Below are 16,538 nucleotides of genomic sequence, written 5' to 3'. Positions count from 1 at the left end.
CTGCGTCAGATGGCCGCCGGCATTGTCGACGATCAGCGTGTGCGGCACGCCGTGCCCGGCCATCTCCCAGGCGGTCAGCTGGGCGCCCTGGTTGCGCGGCCGCGTCTCGTCGACATAGACATGGACCGGAATGCCGGCTTCTGTGGCCAGGTAGATCGGCGCGGTCGCCGTGCCGTAATCGACCGTCGCCAGCCAGCCGGCATTGCAATGGGTCAGGATGTTGACCGGCTCGCCCTTCTGCTTGCGCGCCGCGATCGCCTTGATGATGGTGAGACCGTTCTCGCCGATGGCGCGGTTGAGGCCGACATCTTCGTCGGCGATCTCACTGGCCCGCCGATAGGCGGCTGCAGCGCGTTGTTCGGTAGGCAAAGGCCGCAGGAAGCGCCGCATTTCGTCCAGCGCCCAGCGCAGATTGATCGCGGTCGGCCGCGTCTCGTGCAGGGTCTCCCACACGGCGTCGAGCGCTGCATCCGACGCATCGTCGGCCATCTGCATGGCGACGCCATAGGCAGCGGTGACGCCGATCAGCGGCGCGCCGCGCACCCACATGTCGCGGATGGCGGTGGCGATGCCGGCAACCGTGCCGATCCTCTCGATGCGGAAATCATGCGGCAGCCAGCGCTGGTCGATGATATCGACCGAACGGCCATCGTCGCTCAGCCAGATGGTGCGATAGTGGCGGTCGCCGACGTTCAAATGCTGCTCTCCTGTTCGATCAGCGCGGCCAGTTGGTTGACCTCGTCGATGCTGTGGATCTGGCGCCGGTTGACGGCGAGGTGGCGGCCGAATTTCAGCGCCTTTGCTTCACAACTGGCGCGCAGATCCTCGTCGGCAATGGTCTCGAAATCGGCATTGTGAGCGAGACCGAGGATGCGCCGGTGCACTTCGACGCCGGCAAAGCCTAGCAGATCGGTCCAGATCTGGTGCAGCACATGGTCGAGCGCCTGCTCTGAGGCAAGGATGTCGCCCTGGTCCTCGAACAGGCTCTTTTGGTAGAGCATGCCGGTGCGCTCGCTGCGCCATAGATGCGAAAACTCGGCGCGGAACACCGCCCAGGTCTCGACCGTCACACCGAGCAGATAGGCGCGCATGGCGTCGCGCTTGCCCTTCTGTTCGTGACCGCGTTGCGAGAAGAAGGACATCCAGAAATTGGCAAGCAGCATGCCGACGTCGAAAGCCATCGGGCCGTAGAAGGCGAACTCCGGATCGATCATCCGGGTCTCCGTGTCGGTGACCATGATCGAACCGGAATGCAGGTCGCCATGCAGCAGCGTTTCGGCATTGGCGGCGAAGATGTGCTTCAGCCGCTGCGCCTCGACCTTGAGGTCGCGGTCGGCGCGCAGTTCGGCGACCAGGCCGTCGAGCTGCGGCGAGGTGTGCCGGTTCATCTTGGCATCGAAATAGGGATCGGAGAACACGAGGTTTTCGGTGATGTCGCAAAGCTCGGCATTGTCGGCGAACAGCGCCAGATCGGCCTTGCGGTCCTTGGCGGTCATATGCAGGTCGGAGCCGCGAAACAGCGTGCGGGCCATGAACAGGCCGATATCCCGGGCGATGTTCGGCAGTTGGCGGCCGTCGATCAGGGCACGGCGCAGGATGATATGCGGCGGCGCAAGATATTCCATGATGATCAGCGCCTGACCTTCATCGAAATAATGGATCGCCGGCACCGAGCCCGGCGCGCGCGCCTCTTGCCTGGTCAGCGCGTGATATTCGAAGAAGGAGCGCTTCAACGGCAGCGGCCAGCTGTCGCCGACCAGGCGGACATAGGGCAGGGCCTGCTTGACCACGGCCGCACCGCTGGCGCCCTCGACGATGAACACCAGGTTGAGATTGCCGTCGCCGACCTCGCGGACCTTCCAGGCGCCGGTGTCCTTGCCGATCTTCGCGCACAGCGCCTCGTTGCCGCCAAGGCGTGCAGCCAGGGTTTCGACCGATAGGGCTTCGAACGGCAATTCTTCAGTCATCGTTATCCTCCCGCATATGCGCTTCCAACATAACGGAGGCGTGGCGGCCGGGCCAAGCTAGGAAGCGATCTGGCAATTGTCAATCGTGTTGACAATTGCCGATACAGCCCATAGCGTCATGTCAGGGAGGAACGCATGGTCGGCAATGCCGTGTTCCGCGTAGAGGGACTGAGGAAATCCTTTGGCCATAACGAGGTGCTTGGCGGCGTCTCGCTGGAACTGCATGCCGGTGAAGTGACCGTGCTGATGGGCGCCAACGGCGCCGGCAAATCCACCCTCGTCAAGATCATCTCTGGTGTCTACGAACGCGGCGGCGGGACGATGGCGCTCGCCGACCAGGATTTCGCGCCGAAAACCCCGGCCGAGGCGATCCGCGCCGGCGTCGTCACCGTGCATCAGAACATCAACGACGGTGTCGTCGCCGATCTCGACGTCGCCACCAACCTGACGCTGGACCGGCTGAGCGGCAGCGGTGCGCCGACCCTGTTCAATCCAATGCGCGTGCGGCGAGAGGCCAAGACGGTTGCCGACCGCATGGGGCTGGCCATCGATTTGAAGGCGCGGGTGAGTGATCTTTCGCTGGCCGATCGTCAGATGGTGGCGATTGCCCGCGCGCTGGCGCACAAGCCGAAAGTGCTGATCCTCGACGAGCCGACCTCATCGCTCTCCAGCGCCGAGGCTGATCGGCTGTTTGCCCTGATCGACAGGCTGCGCGAGCAAGGCGTGGCCATCCTCTACATCTCGCACCGTATGTCGGACATAAGGCGGCTGGCCGACCGCATCGTATCCATGCGGGACGGGATCATCTCAGGCATTTTCGACAAGAAACCGCTCGACTATGAAGGCGCGGTCAACGCCATGCTCGGCCGCAAGATCCATCTCGACCGGATTGTTGTCAGGGATTCGGCCAATGCCGTCTTCAAGATAGACGGTCTGCGCATCGCACAAGGCGCACGGCCGATCTCGCTGACGCTCGGCGACGGTGAGGTCGTTGCCATCACCGGCCTCGTCGGCGTCGGCAAGACGGCGCTTGCCGAGACGCTGTTTGGCGTGCGCCAGCCGCTGGCCGGCACAATGACGCTGAACGGCAGGCCTTATGCGCCTGAAACAGCCGGCGAGGCGATCGCCGCCGGCGTGTTCCTCGTTGCCAAGGACCGCGGCGAGAACGGCATCGTCGGCGGCTTCAACATCCAGGAAAATATCAGCCTGCCGTTTCACAAGCGCATGTCACGTTTCGCTGTTCTCAAGCGCCGTCTGGAACGCGCCACGGCGCGCCGGCAGATCGAGGAGCTGGGCATCGTCTGCCGCTCCGAGAAGGACGAGATGTCGGAGCTCTCCGGCGGCAACCAGCAGAAGGTGATGGTCGCCCGCTGGATGGCCCAGCATGCGAGACTGTTCATTCTGGACGAGCCGTTTCAGGGCGTCGATATTTCCGCCCGGCGCGACATCGCCGCCAAGCTCAGGGCCAGTGCAAACGGACGCGCCACGCTGCTGTTCGTCACCGAACTCGACGAGGCGCTGGAGACCGCCGATCGCATCCTGGTCATGTCGGAACAGACCATCGTCGGCGAGCACCGCAATGCCGATGTCGATCTCGACCGCCTGTTGGCCGAGGTCGCCGGCGGGCCGCTGCACAGTGCCGCCTGAGCGCGGGCGTTAGGAATGGGAATGGAAAGAGCATGGGTTCGGATTGGCTAAAAACGGCAGCAGCGCGCGGGAGCGCCGAATGACATTGCGCGACCACGCCATCCGCTACGGATTCATCGTGCTCTTGTTCGGGCTCGTCGCCTATTTCTCGATCGCCGCCGACGGTTTCGTTTCGCCGCAAAGTGCGGTTTTCATCTTCCAGTCGGTCGCCATCACCGGCGTGCTGGCGCTCGGCGTCACCGCCACGCTGGTCGTCGGAGGTTTTGATCTGTCGATCGGCTCGGTCGCCACCTCAGCCATGATGGCGGCCGCCTATGTCATGGTGGTGCTGGAGCAGAACGCCCTTGTCGCGGTCGTCGTCTGCCTGCTCATCGGCGCCATCGTCGGCCTGATCAATGGCTGGCTGATCGTCTACATGCGTGTGCCCGATCTGCTGGCGACGCTCGGCATGATGTTCCTGCTCGTCGGCCTGCAGCGCATTCCAACCGAAGGCCACTCGATCGCCACCGGCATGACCATGCCTGATGGTTCGGTCGCCAACGGCAAATTCTCCGACGCCTTCCTGGCGCTTGGCCGCCACCGCTTCGACTTCTTCATCCCGAACCTCATTCCAGTGTCGGTGGTGGTGCTGCTCGTGCTCGCCGTGCTGATCTGGTTCTTCCTCGAATACACCCGTTTCGGCCGCATGATGTATGCCGTCGGCAGCAATGAGCGCGCCGCCGAACTCGCCGGCGCGCCTGTCAAGGCATACAAGATCTGGGCTTACGTCATTTCAGGTGTTTTTGCCTCGATCGGGGGCATTTTGCTCGCTGCCCGGCTTGGACGCGGCGACATCGCCTCGGGTAATAATCTGCTGCTCGATGCGGTTGCCGCAGCGCTGATCGGCTACGCGGTGCTGGGTGCCGCCAAGCCGAACGCCTTCGGCACCGCCATCGGCGCGCTGTTCGTCGGCATCTTGCTTCAGGGCCTGACGATGATGAACGCGCCTTACTACACGCAGGATTTCATCAAGGGCGTGGTTCTGGTCGTCGCCCTTGTCTTCACCTTTGCGCTTTCGGGCAGGGGCAGGAGATAGCTTTCGACCGGAACAGGATTTTCGAGTTCAACAAGAGTGGAGGAAAACAAAGTGAGCATTACAAGAAGACTTCTGGGGAAGGTGGCGCTCGGATTGGCCGGCGCAACTATGCTGATGCAGGTCCCGGCTTTTGCCGCGGACAAGCCGGCGCCCTTCGACAAGCCCGGCGTCAAGATCGCGCTGGTGCGCTATCTCTCGACCGGCGACTTCTTCCAGGCCTATCTCTCGGGCGTCGAGGCGCAGTCGAAGGCGCTCGGCATCGACCTGCGCGTCCTCGACAGCCGCCAGGATGCGGCTCTTCAGTCCGACATGGTCGACCAGGCCATCGCGCTCGGCGTGCAGGGCATCATCATCCAGCACGGCCTGACGGAATCGATGAAGGACGCCGCGCAGCGTGCGGTCGACGCCGGCATCAAGGTTGTGGCCTTCGACGTCAATGTCGAAAACCCCAAGATCCCGCAGATCGAACAGTCCGATCGCGACCTGGCACGCCTCGCGCTCGAGCAGGCGGTCAAGGACAATGGCGAGAGCTGGAATGCCGGCTATGTCTATGTCGCCGGCATCGCGCCGCTCGACCGCCGCAACGAGACCTGGGTTGACGTCAAGAAGAAATATGCCGGCATCAAGGAAGTCGCGATGTTCGGCACGCTCGACAATCCGATCGCCAACTCCGTCGCCAACCAGGCGCGTTCGGTGCTGACGGCGCATCCCGACATCAAGGTGATGTTCGCTCCCTATGACGAATTCGCCAAGGGCGTGAAGATCGCTGTCGACGAAGCGGGCTTGAACAAGGGCATCAAGATCTATTCGGCCGACATTTCGACCTCGGACATCGCTGCGATGCGCGAGCCCGACAGCGCCTGGGCCGCGACCGCCGCGACCAACCCGGCCGTCGTCGGCCAGGTCTCGGTGCGTGCGCTGGCACAGCTGCTGGCCGGTGAAGACCCCGGCCACAACGTCGTCGTGCCGCCGACACTGATCACCCAGAAGGACCTCATCGACAAGGACATCAAGAACATGGAGGACCTGTCGGCCAAGCTGCCGCAGTTCGCCCACGCCGATGTCGCGATGCCGGCCTGGATGCCGAACCCGAACGCCAAGTAACTTTCGCTATCGAAGGCCGCCTGCAGCCGCTTGCTGCAGGCGGCCTTTTTGCTGAATATCTGCAGCCGGCGCCAGGCTCCGGCCCAAGGTTCGGTGCGTATATGGAAGCTCAGGCGGCAATCGAGGAAAACCTGTCCGGCGCCGTCGCCGGAACCTTGTTTCGATGCCCGCAGGCCACCACGGGTGTCGTGGTGTTGGGTGGGTCGAGTGGCCGCGTCGATGTCGGGCGCGCACGGCTCTTTGCAAACGAGGGCTCGTCGGCTTTGGCCCTGCAATGGTTCGGCGGTGAGGGCCAGCCTCCCGGAATATGCGAAATTCCCCTCGAAACCTTCTTCGCGGCAACCGATTGTCTCCTTGAAACAGGATGCCACCGCATCGTCTATGTCGGCACATCCAAGGGTGCCGAGGCCTCACTGCTTGCGGCGGTCCATGACCCGCGCATCGACGCTGTGGTCGCCATCAGCCCGTCATCGGTGATTTGGGGAAATATTGGTGCTGGCCCGGATGGCGTCAGCTGGCCTGAACGATCCTCATGGTCGCTCGACGGAATCCCCCTGCCGTTTGTGCCGACGGATCCAAACTGGACACCAGAATACGTGGATGGCTTGGTATCCTACAGGGGACTCTTCGAACATTGCTTGAAAACCTTCAGGCAGGAAGCGGCTGCGGCGACCATCCCCGTTGAGACCGCATCGGCCGAGATCCTGCTGGTCGCAGGCGGCGACGATGCGCTGTGGCCCTCGCTATGGTTCGCGACAGAAATTGTTCGGCGGCGCAGCGAAGCAGGCAAGATCACACATCTCGTGTCATCGCCGGATGCGGGGCATCGCATTCTCTTGCCTGGCGAGAACACACCACGCTCGACATTGCATGCACATGGCGGCAATGACGAGGCCGAATCACGGTTGGGCAGAATGGCGTGGGAAGGCATCCGAGAACTGCTGTAGCTGCAGATCCCGAATACCTTCGCCTGTTTTGCGTCAGTCTCGGCCGGTTTCCCTACCGCATCGCTGCCGCGATATTGCCGCCGTCGACGGTCGTCACGTCGGCGGTGGTGCGGTCGGCCAGCGCATGATGCAGGAAGGCCTGCGCCACGTCCTGCGCCGTCACTTCCTGGCCGAGCAGATTGCCGGACATGTAGTCCTTCTCCGACACGCCGCGCGCGCCTGAGCGGCTGGCAATCATGGCGTCGGTCAAAAGGCCCGAGCGGATGCGGTCGGCGTTGACGGCGTTCGAGCGGATGCCATGCGCGCCATAGTCGAGCGCGTACTGCCTGGACAGGAACAGCGTCGCCGCCTTCGGCACGCCATAGGCGCCGAACTTCGGGCCGGGGTTGACGGCCTGCTTGGAGGTGTTGAACAGAAGCACGCCGCCTGTGCCCTGTTCGAGCATGATGCGCACGGCGTTCTGCGCCACCGATTGGTGGGCGAAGAAATTGAGCTCGAAACTCTTGCGCAGGAGCGCGTCGTCAAGCTCGCCGATGCGGCCTTCCCAGGCGGCGCCGGCATTGGAAACCAGGATGTCGACACCGCCGAACACGGCGACCGCTTTGTCGAAGGCGGCACGCACCTGTGCCGGGTCGGTGATGTCTGCGGCGACGCCGATCGAATTGTTGCCGGCTTTCTTCGCTGCATCGGCGGCTTTTTCGGCGTCGAGATCGACGACGACGGCATGGGCGCCATTGTCGGCGAACAGCTTTGCCGTCGCTGCACCGATCGCGCCGGCACCGCCGGTGATCAGCACCACCTGGCCGGTCAGCGGCTTCGGCTTGTTGGAGGCGAGCTTGGCCTGTTCCAGCGACCAGTATTCGAGCGGGAACAGGTCGGCCTTGGAAAGCGGATGGAACCGGCCGACGGCCTCGGCGCCACGCACTGCCTCGATCCACATCTCACCGACATCCGACGCGATCTTCGCGTCCTTCAGGGTGCGGCCGTGGCCGAACATGCCGAGGCCGGGCACCAGCGTCAGCCGCGGCATCTGGTCGAGCATGGTGCGCTTGACGTCGTCGAGCGCATCATTGGTTTCGAAATAGGCGCGATAATCCTTGGCGAACGCGTCGACATGGCTCTTGATCACCGCCTTGTAGTCGCCGGCCTTGTCCGCGTCGGGCGCCGGCAGCGCCATCGGCCCGGTCTTGATGCGGATCGACAGATCGGGCGTCGAGACGCCGCGCCCGGCATAATCGGCGATCTCGGCTGAATTGATGAAATCGACAATTGCCGGCGAAGTGCGGAAATCGCTGACCATTCGGTCGAAGCGGCCTTCGCCGCGCGCTACCGCCACCGCGCCGCGCAGCATCGGCGCGATCGACGCCGGCGTCGCGAGCTTTGCTGGCAAGGCTGCCTTTGCCGCCTTCGGCTTGCCACTTGCGGCAATGAAGTCCTCGGCGACGTTCACATAATGGATCATCCGGTCGTAGGCCTGCTTCGCATCGTCGCCGAAGGTGAAGATGCCATGCTTGTCGAGGATCAGGCCCTCGACATCAGGATCGGCGTCGAAGATGTCGGCAGCCGCCTTGGCGAGGTCGAAGCCGGGCATGATGTAGGGCACATAGCCCATCTTGGCGCCGAAAACCGTGGTCACCAGCGGCTTGGAGTCCTCCTGGTCGACGATGGCGAGAATGGCGGTCGAGTGCGTGTGGTCGACGAATTTGTGCGGCAGGAAGGCATGCAGCAGCGTCTCGACCGACGGGTTGGGCGAGGACGGATCGATGAGGTTGACGCGTTGCAGGGCAACCATGTCCTCGTCGGCCAGCCTGTTCAGCGCGCGCGCCTTGAGCAGCGGCTTGAGCTTGACCGCCGGCAGGCCCTGCGGCTCGATGACGCCCATGTCCCAGCCGCTGCCCTTGACGCACAGCACGTCCCACTGGTCGCCGACGAGGTCGGTTGCCGTCGTCTTGCAAGAGGTGTTGCCGCCGCCATGCAGGACCAGCCGTGGTTCGCCGCCGAGCAGCCGGGTCGTGTAGACGCGCAGCGCCAGGTCGCGGCCGACACCCTTTTTCGCGTAGTCTGCGACGAGTTTTTCGGCTGCTTCGTCATTCCACAAATTCTTCATGTTCGCTTCGTCCGGTTGTTTGTCTTTGATGGTGAAACAGCAATGCCGCGACGCTTTGATGACAATGCGCCGGCGACGGAGAGGGGATTTCCTAGGAGGCCTTTTCTGTCGTGGCAGCCGCATGATCCAGGAGCCGCTGCGCCATGTGTGCGCCGACCACCAGATGCGTGCAAAGGCCGCCGGCGATCGCCGCGAGCAGCGGTTCGAACTTGCTGTCCTCCTGCACCACCACCAACCGCCTGGCGATGGCGCGCAGCGAGGCAAGCTCGGCGGAGATCACCCGCCTGTTATAACTGCAGTCGAGCACCTTGCCCTCGGCGTCTATGATCTGCCCGGCAATCACGCCGGCAGCGCCTTGGCTGCGCAGATCCGCCATTTCGCTTGGCGTCAGCGCGCCGCATTTGACCAGATGGCTGTCGGCGTCGACCGCGCCGACCGAGTATAACGCCAGGTCGCATTCGCCGACACCCGACAATTGTTCCCGGATCACCGGCTCGGCACGCAGCGCACGCGCAAGTTCTTCCGTAGACAGCACCAGCGGCGCGTAGAAATTGAGCCCTTTGGCGTTGAGCCGCCGCGCGATTTCCATAGTGCATTGGTCGGGGCGATAGGAATAGGGCGCGCCGAGATTGCCGCAGAGCTGCACCACCGTGACATCCTGCAGGTCGGCATAGGACATGACGTCGGCAATCATATAGACGGTGCGGCCCCAGGCGACGCCGATGCGGTCGCCCTTCTTGACCAGTTCGAGAAAGACGCTCGCCGCCAGCACGGCGATTTCCGTCGACGGGTCGGCAATATGATCATTCTCCGGCGCGATCCAGACGGCGTCGAGGCTCAGCGCATCCTCGAGCTTGCGCGCCAGCACGTCGTCGGTGAAAAGCTGGGTCGAAGTCGAGATGTTGACGATGCCGGTCTCGCGCGCCTTGCGCAGGTACATGGCGACCGAGGCACGGGAAATGTTAAGCTGGCTCGCCACCTGGTCCTGCCGCAGGCCATGGGCATAGTAGAGCCAGGCGGCCTTGTGGATGAGTTGTTCTGCCGGTCGGATCGCCATGCCGTCTCCTCAGCTGACATTATTCACGGCTCTCGACAAAAGTCAAACTGGGCAGAGGTATGCGATGCTCCCGCTTGCGCCGAATCTGGTTCATCATTGTGCCGAATGCGCTCTGTCGTGGCATCGTTTGTGGTGACGCGGCCCGAGCCTGTGATTAGAACGTCTGAAAGAAAATCGCGGGGAGCATGGGATGGGCAATCCTTACGAACAGGATCTCGACAAGAACGCGGCCAACCATCAGCCGCTGACGCCGCTCACCTATCTGGAGCGCGCGGCCAAGACCTATCCCGACCATATCGCCATCATCCATGGCCGCCAGCGCATCGACTATCGCACTTTCTGGCAGCGGTCGCTGAAGCTTGCCTCGGCCCTTCAGAAGCGCGGCATCGGCAAGGGCGACACCGTCACCGTCATGCTGTCAAACACGCCGCCGATGCTGGAGGCGCATTTCGGCGTGCCGATGACCAAGGCGGTGCTGCATTCGCTCAACACCCGCCTCGATGCGGCGGTCATCGCTTTCCAACTCGATCATGCCGAGACCAAGCTGCTGATCGTCGACCGCGAATTCTCCGGCGTCGTCAAGCAGGCCCTGGAACTGGCCAGGGTCAAGCCGCTGGTCATCGACTATGACGATCCCGAATACGCCGCCGACGCGCCGTACCCAAAGGGCGAGCGGGTAGGCTCACTGGACTATGAGGCATTTGTCGCAGGCGGCGACGCGGACTTCGCCTGGTCGATGCCCGACGACGAGTGGGATGCGATTTCGCTCAACTACACGTCCGGAACGACGGGCAATCCGAAGGGCGTCGTCTACCACCATCGCGGTGCGGCCCTGATGGCCTACACCAACACCATCCATGCCGGCATGGCCAAGCACGCGGTCTATTTGTGGACGCTGCCGATGTTCCACTGCAATGGCTGGTGCTTTCCCTGGACGCTCGCCGTCCAGGCCGGCACCCATGTCTGTCTGCGCTGGGTGCGGCCGAAGCCGATCTACGATGCGATCGCCGATCAGGGCGTCACCCATCTGTGCGGCGCGCCGGTCGTCATGTCGGTGCTGATCAATGCCAGGGACGAGGACAAGCGCGCATTTCCGCAGACGGTCACTTTCAACACGGCTGCAGCACCCCCGCCGGAAGCCGTGCTGTCGGGGATGGCGGATGCCGGCTTTGCCGTCACCCATCTCTACGGCCTGACCGAGACCTATGGCCCGGCGGTCGTCAACGAATGGCACGGCGCCTGGGATGATCTCGAAAAGGGCGAGCGCAGCGCCAGGAAGGCGCGGCAGGGCGTGCGCTATGCAGCGCTCGAAGGCCTGACGGTCATGGACCCCGAGACGATGCGGACGACACCGGCCGACGGCGAGACAATCGGCGAGGTCATGTTCCGCGGCAACATCGTCATGAAAGGCTACCTGAAAAACCGCAAGGCGAGCGACGAAGCCTTCGCCGGCGGCTGGTTCCATTCCGGCGATCTCGGCGTCATGCACCCCGATGGCTACATCCAGCTCAAGGACCGCTCCAAGGACATCATCATCTCCGGTGGCGAGAACATTTCCTCTATCGAGGTCGAGGACGCGCTCTACAAGCACCCGTCGGTTGCCTCTTGCGGCGTCGTCGCCAGGCCCGACGACAAATGGGGCGAAGTGCCTGTTGCCTATGTCGAGCTGAAACCCGGCAAGGTCGCGACCGAAGCCGAGATCATCGATCACTGCCGCGCGCTGCTTGCCCGGTTCAAAGTGCCGAAGGCGGTCATCTTCGCCGAAATCCCGAAAACCTCGACCGGCAAGATCCAGAAATTCCGGCTACGCGAGATGGCCAAGGGGGCTTAGCTGCATCGCCACCCATGCTTCGCCTCGACAATTTGTCGCGGGCTTCGTCATCCTAGGGTGTAGCAGTCGCGAGCGACGTCGCGGAAACCCTGGAGCTGCTCCGCAGCCCAAGGGATCCATGCCGTCACCTTGCGGCCGAGCTCCGACAGTCGAGAATGGCGGCTGCAGGCTACAGCTCGCTGACCGGTGTAAACCTGTTGATCCGTCGCACTCTTTGACCAACGTCGCGGCATGGATCCTAGGGTCTGCGCCGCGTCGCTTCGCTCCTTGCTTCGCCCTAGGATGACGAATTCATCAGGGCCAGCCGCTAACGGCGATCGTCGATTCCACCTTCTCACTGTCACCATCTGTCACCATTCGTACGTGTATACCGAATCCGCATTGACAGGTCCTTCTTTTCGATTTACGAGTGATGAAAATCAAAATTCGTCACTCGTAAATCGATAGAGGATCATGTCCGAAGCCGCCACCATAGTCGCCGAAGCCGCCCGACAGGAAAATGTAACGCGCATTCTCGATTGCGCCGAGCGCCTGTTCCGGCACTATGGCTACGGCAAGACCAATGTCGCCGACATTGCGCGTGAGCTCGGCATGTCGCCGGCCAACATCTACCGTTTCTTCGCCTCCAAGGTCGAAATCCACCAGGCCGTCTGCGGCCGGATGCTCGGCGCCAGCTACAAGATGGCCTACGAGATTTCGCGCCTGCCGATCAGCGCCGAGGAGCGGCTCCGGCGCTACGTGCATGCGCAATACAAGATGACGATGGAGGTCATGCTCGACGACCAGAAGGTCCACGAGATGGTCATCGTCGCCCTCGAACGGGATTGGGGTGTGATCGACAAGCATGTCGACAGCATTCACGACCTGTTCGCGGAAATCATTCGTGACGGGATCGAGGCCGGTGAGTTCAGAAAACAGGATCCGGTTATCGCGTCTCGCTGTTTCGGCGCCGCGACCGTCATCCTGTGTCATCCGCAGATGGTGGCGCAATGCCTTGCCAAGACCAACCGGGCAATGCCTGACGACCTCGTCGACTATGCAATCAAGGCCTTGAAGTAGCCTCCGCCCGCCGGGCGCCGGTTTCAACGATTCATCTCCATTTCGGGAGTACGCGCGTGTCTTCGTTCAGTTCAATCATCGGCAGGTTGCCCGCTGTAGGCCCGGTGCTGCTTGTCACCGCCACTCTCGGGCTTGCCGGCTGCAGCCAGGAAAAAACCGAAGTCAAGGATATCATCCGCCCGGTCAAGGTTGTCGAGATCGCGAAGGTACATGACACCCGCACGCTCTCCTATTCCGGGTCGGTGAGGGCCCGCACCGAGAGCGCTCTGGCATTCCGCGTCAATGGCAAGATCACCGAGCGCCTCGTCGATATCGGCCAGCATGTGGCCTCGGGCGATGTGCTCGCCCGCATCGATCCCATTGACTACGACCTTTCGGTCAAGAGCGCGCAGGCAGCGCTCGATGCCGCCGAGCGGCAGGTCGAGACCGTGGAACTCGCCCGCAAGCGTGCCGAGCAGCTTTTTGCCAAGAATTTTGCCCCGAAATCACAGCTCGAACAGGCGACCTTGACCTATGACCAAGCGGTCGCCACCCGTGATTCCGCCCTTTCGACACTGGCTCAGGCGAAGAACCAGGTCGGTTATACCGATCTCAAGGCCGACAGGGATGGCATCGTCACCACGGTCAGCGCCGACGTTGGCCAGGTGGTCGGTTCCGGCACGCCGGTTGTCACTGTCGCTGTCGACGGCGAAAAGGAAGTGCTGATCGCCGTCCCCGAAATGGAAATCGCCGAATTCAAGCCGGGCAAGGCGGTCAAGGCGGGCTTCTGGTCCGACGATGCGCTGGCGCTCGACGGCAAGGTCCGCGAAGTCGCCGGCAGCGCCGATCCGCAATCACGCACCTTTGCCGTCCGCGTCAGCCTGCCCAACGATCCGCGTGTGCTGCTCGGCATGACCGCCAGCATCGAAGCCACGGCGGCCAATGAGCGGCAGCTGGTCTCGATCCCCCTGAGCGCACTGGCCGAGCAAGGCACCCAATCGATCGTCTGGACCGTCGATCGTGGCGCCGACACCGTTCATGCTCGTCCGATCAAGGTTGCCGAGTTCGCCGCCGATGGCGTGCGTGTCGCGGAGGGTTTGAAACCCGGCGATGTCGTGGTCGCCGCCGGCACGCAATTCATGACCGAGAACCTCAAGGTGAAGCTCGCCGGTGATACGGCGCTGCAATCGGCATCCGCGGCGGACGGCGACGCCAAGCAGGTGCGCTGACGACAGACAACCGGCTGCGCGTTCCCGCAGCCGCTGGTTTCCGGGCGGCAGGCGCCCGACCGAGACGCTCGATTGATGTAACCCCCACATCGATTTCGCGTCCCACCGCGATGAGTGCTTCTCCGCTGGGAGAGCCTTGCCGCCCGGAAGCCACTACGAACCCTCGATTTTGTTGCGCTAGATAGATGGACCAGCGTCGATGACCAATTCCACGGAAGAGAAGCGGCCCTTCAACCTGTCGCGCTGGGCAATCGGCCATCCCGCCATTGCGCGGTTCCTGTTCGGCCTGATCATCATTTCCGGCGCGCTCGGCCTGATGCGCATGGGCCAGAAGGAAGATCCCGATTTCACCTTCCGGGTCATGGTCGTCCAGGCGATCTGGCCGGGCTCCTCGATCCAGGAGATGGAAGACCAGGTCGTCAACAAGATCGAACGCAAGCTGCAGGAGACGCCGCATCTCGATTTCGTGCGCTCCTTCACCCGCGCCGGCAGCGCCATCATCACCGTGCAGATCAAGGGCGACACCAACACCGCCGAGGTGACCGACGCGTTCTACCAGGTGCGCAAGAAGGTCGGTGACATTGCCGGTGACTTGCCACAAGGTCTGCTCGGCCCCTATTTCAACGACGAATTCGGCGACACCTTTATCACCCTGCATTCGATCAGCGGCGACGGCTTCAGCTATCCCGAGCTGAAGAAGTTCGCCATCCAGGCGCGCGACATGCTTTTGACGACGCCCGGCGTCGAAAAAGCCGTTATCATCGGCGACCAGCCTGAAAAGCTCTATATCGACGTCTCGTCCAAGGCCCTGGCCGAACGGGGCCTGACGCTGACCGATCTGCAGAATGCGATCAAGGGACAGAACAATGTCGACCCGGCCGGCTCCGTCGATACCGGCACCAACTCGGTGCGCATTTCCGTCGAGGGCGATGTCGGCAAGGTCGAGGATATCAGGAACCTGCGCCTGCGCGCCGGCGGTCAGGTCACGAGGCTGGGCGACATCGCCACGGTGAGTTCGGGGTTGCAGGATCCGTTCCAGCGAAAGTACCGCTTCAACGGTCACGACAGCGTGCAGTTGGGCGTCGTCATGGCCAAGGGCTTCAAGGTTACCGATGTCGGCAAGGATGTCGAGGCCACCTACAAGCGCTTCGAAGAGGCGCTGCCCTACGGCGTTGCGGTCGACCAGATCTCCGACCAGCCGGGCGTCGTCACCGATGCGGTGGCGGAGTTCATGCATGCGCTTGGCGAAGCGTTGCTGATCGTGCTCGTGGTCTCGTTCCTGTCGATCGGTTGGCGTTCCGGCCTGGTCATCGCCATCGCCATCCCGCTGGTGCTGGCCGCGACCTTCGCCATCATGTACGAGCTCGGCATCGACCTGCAGCGCATCTCGCTCGGCGCGCTGATCATCGCGCTCGGTCTTCTGGTCGACGACGCGATGATCGTCGTCGAGATGATGGAGCGCAAGCTGGAGGAGGGAATGGTCAAGGTCGAGGCGGCGAGCTTCGCCTATTCCTCGACCGCCTTCCCGATGCTGACCGGCACGCTGATCACCACGGCCGGCTTTATTCCGGTCGGCTTCGCGGCCTCGACCGCCGGCGAATATGTCCGCACGCTGTTTTATGTCGTCGGCATCGCGCTGATCGTCTCCTGGTTCGTCGCGGTCTATTTCACGCCATGGCTCGGCAACATGATCCTCAAGCAGCGCAAGCATGCCGGCAGCCATCACGATGTCTTCGACACGCGTTTCTACCGCCGGCTTCGTGCCACCGTCAGCTGGGCCGTGCGCCATCGCATCATCGTCCTGGTGATGACGCTGGTCACCTTCGGCACCAGCCTGTGGGCTTTCCAGTTCATTCCGCAGAACTTCTTCCCGCAATCGTCGCGGCCGGAAATCCTCGTCGACCTTTGGCTGCCGGAAGGCACCAGCATCAAGGAAGTCGAGGCGCAGGCCAAGGCGCTCGAGACCAAGATGATGGACGACAAGGACAAGCGTTTCATCGCCACCTATATCGGCGAGGGCGCGCCGCGCTTCTTCCTGCCGCTCGACCAGCAGCTGAGCAACCCCAACTTTGCCCAGTTGCTCGTCATGGCCAATGACGAACCGGCTCGCGAGCGTCTGATCGTCAAGTTGCGCACCGTTCTGGCGCAAGACTTCCCGTCCATCCGTGCCAAGGTCGATCGTCTGTTCCTCGGTCCGCCGACCGGCTGGCCGGTGCAGATGCGCGTCATGGGGCCGGATCGCCAGGAGGTGCGCCGCATCGCCGACCAGGTGAAGGCGAAGTTCCGTGAAGATCCGCTGCTTGGCGCCGTGCATGATGACTGGCTGGAGCCGGTTCCGGCGATGAAGCTGGTCATCGACCAGGATCGTGCCCGCGCACTCGGCGTTACCTCGCAGCGCATCCGCCAGATGCTGCAGGCGACGATGTCCGGCGCGCCGCTCGACGACTTCCGCGACGGCGAGGAGACGGTGTCCATCGTCGCCCGCGAGCCGAATGCCAGCCGCAGCCTGCTGTCCTCGGTCGACTCGGTCTATATC

Annotated in this window: 12 protein-coding genes; 8 read left to right on the top strand and 4 right to left on the bottom strand. The window is 63.0% G+C overall.

Annotated features, from left to right (window positions below):
• Positions 1-696 (bottom strand): s-methyl-5-thioribose-1-phosphate isomerase (locus EN884_RS03750; protein ID WP_128360474.1); only part of this gene is annotated, 696 nt, incomplete at its 3' end.
• Positions 693-1,967, bottom strand: a complete 1,275-nt coding sequence (gene mtnK / locus EN884_RS03745) for an S-methyl-5-thioribose kinase (RefSeq protein ID WP_063167606.1) — start codon at positions 1,965-1,967, stop codon at positions 693-695. The genes EN884_RS03750 and mtnK, both read right to left, overlap by 4 nt.
• Before the next feature lie 135 nt (positions 1,968-2,102).
• Here mtnK and EN884_RS03740 point away from each other — a divergent pair, with 135 nt between their 5' ends.
• From EN884_RS03740 to EN884_RS03725, 4 genes are all read left to right on the top strand, one after another.
• Positions 2,103-3,614, top strand: coding sequence for a sugar ABC transporter ATP-binding protein (locus tag EN884_RS03740; RefSeq protein ID WP_063167607.1), 1,512 nt, complete (start codon positions 2,103-2,105; stop codon positions 3,612-3,614).
• 79 nt (positions 3,615-3,693) lie between these two features.
• Positions 3,694-4,689, top strand: a complete 996-nt coding sequence (locus EN884_RS03735; RefSeq protein WP_128360473.1) for an ABC transporter permease — start codon at positions 3,694-3,696, stop codon at positions 4,687-4,689.
• Between the two features lie 51 nt (positions 4,690-4,740).
• Positions 4,741-5,793 carry a substrate-binding domain-containing protein gene (locus EN884_RS03730; protein ID WP_023808755.1) on the top strand — a complete coding sequence of 351 codons (1,053 nt, stop codon included), beginning with the start codon at positions 4,741-4,743 and terminating at the stop codon, positions 5,791-5,793.
• A gap of 101 nt (positions 5,794-5,894) precedes the next feature.
• Positions 5,895-6,740 (top strand): acyl-CoA thioester hydrolase/BAAT C-terminal domain-containing protein, encoded by an 846-nt coding sequence (locus EN884_RS03725; RefSeq protein WP_063167608.1) that lies wholly within the window; start codon positions 5,895-5,897, stop codon positions 6,738-6,740.
• 52 nt (positions 6,741-6,792) lie between these two features.
• Here the strand turns inward: EN884_RS03725 and EN884_RS03720 are convergent, their stop codons facing one another.
• Both EN884_RS03720 and EN884_RS03715 read right to left on the bottom strand, forming a co-directional pair.
• Positions 6,793-8,847: a bifunctional aldolase/short-chain dehydrogenase gene (locus EN884_RS03720; protein WP_063167609.1), complete on the bottom strand. Its 2,055-nt coding sequence runs from the start codon at positions 8,845-8,847 to the stop codon at positions 6,793-6,795.
• Between the two features lie 91 nt (positions 8,848-8,938).
• Positions 8,939-9,904 carry a sugar-binding transcriptional regulator gene (locus EN884_RS03715; protein WP_013532917.1) on the bottom strand — a complete coding sequence of 322 codons (966 nt, stop codon included), beginning with the start codon at positions 9,902-9,904 and terminating at the stop codon, positions 8,939-8,941.
• A 190-nt stretch (positions 9,905-10,094) separates the two neighbouring features.
• Here EN884_RS03715 and EN884_RS03710 point away from each other — a divergent pair, with 190 nt between their 5' ends.
• The 4 genes from EN884_RS03710 to EN884_RS03690 all read left to right on the top strand — a co-directional run.
• The gene (locus tag EN884_RS03710) at positions 10,095-11,735 is read left to right on the top strand and encodes an acyl-CoA synthetase (RefSeq protein ID WP_063167610.1); all 1,641 of its coding nucleotides are present in this window, start codon (positions 10,095-10,097) and stop codon (positions 11,733-11,735) included.
• A gap of 453 nt (positions 11,736-12,188) precedes the next feature.
• The gene (locus EN884_RS03700; RefSeq protein WP_013532915.1) at positions 12,189-12,794 is read left to right on the top strand and encodes a TetR family transcriptional regulator; all 606 of its coding nucleotides are present in this window, start codon (positions 12,189-12,191) and stop codon (positions 12,792-12,794) included.
• Between the two features lie 56 nt (positions 12,795-12,850).
• On the top strand, positions 12,851-14,002 hold the full coding sequence (locus EN884_RS03695) for an efflux RND transporter periplasmic adaptor subunit (RefSeq protein ID WP_063167611.1): 1,152 nt from the start codon (positions 12,851-12,853) through the stop codon (positions 14,000-14,002).
• Positions 14,003-14,201: 199 nt separating this feature from the next.
• Positions 14,202-16,538, top strand: a 2,337-nt coding sequence (locus EN884_RS03690) for an efflux RND transporter permease subunit (protein WP_164894919.1), incomplete at its 3' end; no start/stop codon positions are given.

Origin of the sequence: Mesorhizobium sp. M7A.F.Ca.AU.001.01.1.1 (assembly GCF_004022735.1) — a bacterium.
GTDB lineage: Bacteria > Pseudomonadota > Alphaproteobacteria > Rhizobiales > Rhizobiaceae > Mesorhizobium > Mesorhizobium ciceri.
Note: the sequence above shows the minus strand (reverse complement) of the source record. Positions and strands in the feature narration are given on the sequence as shown.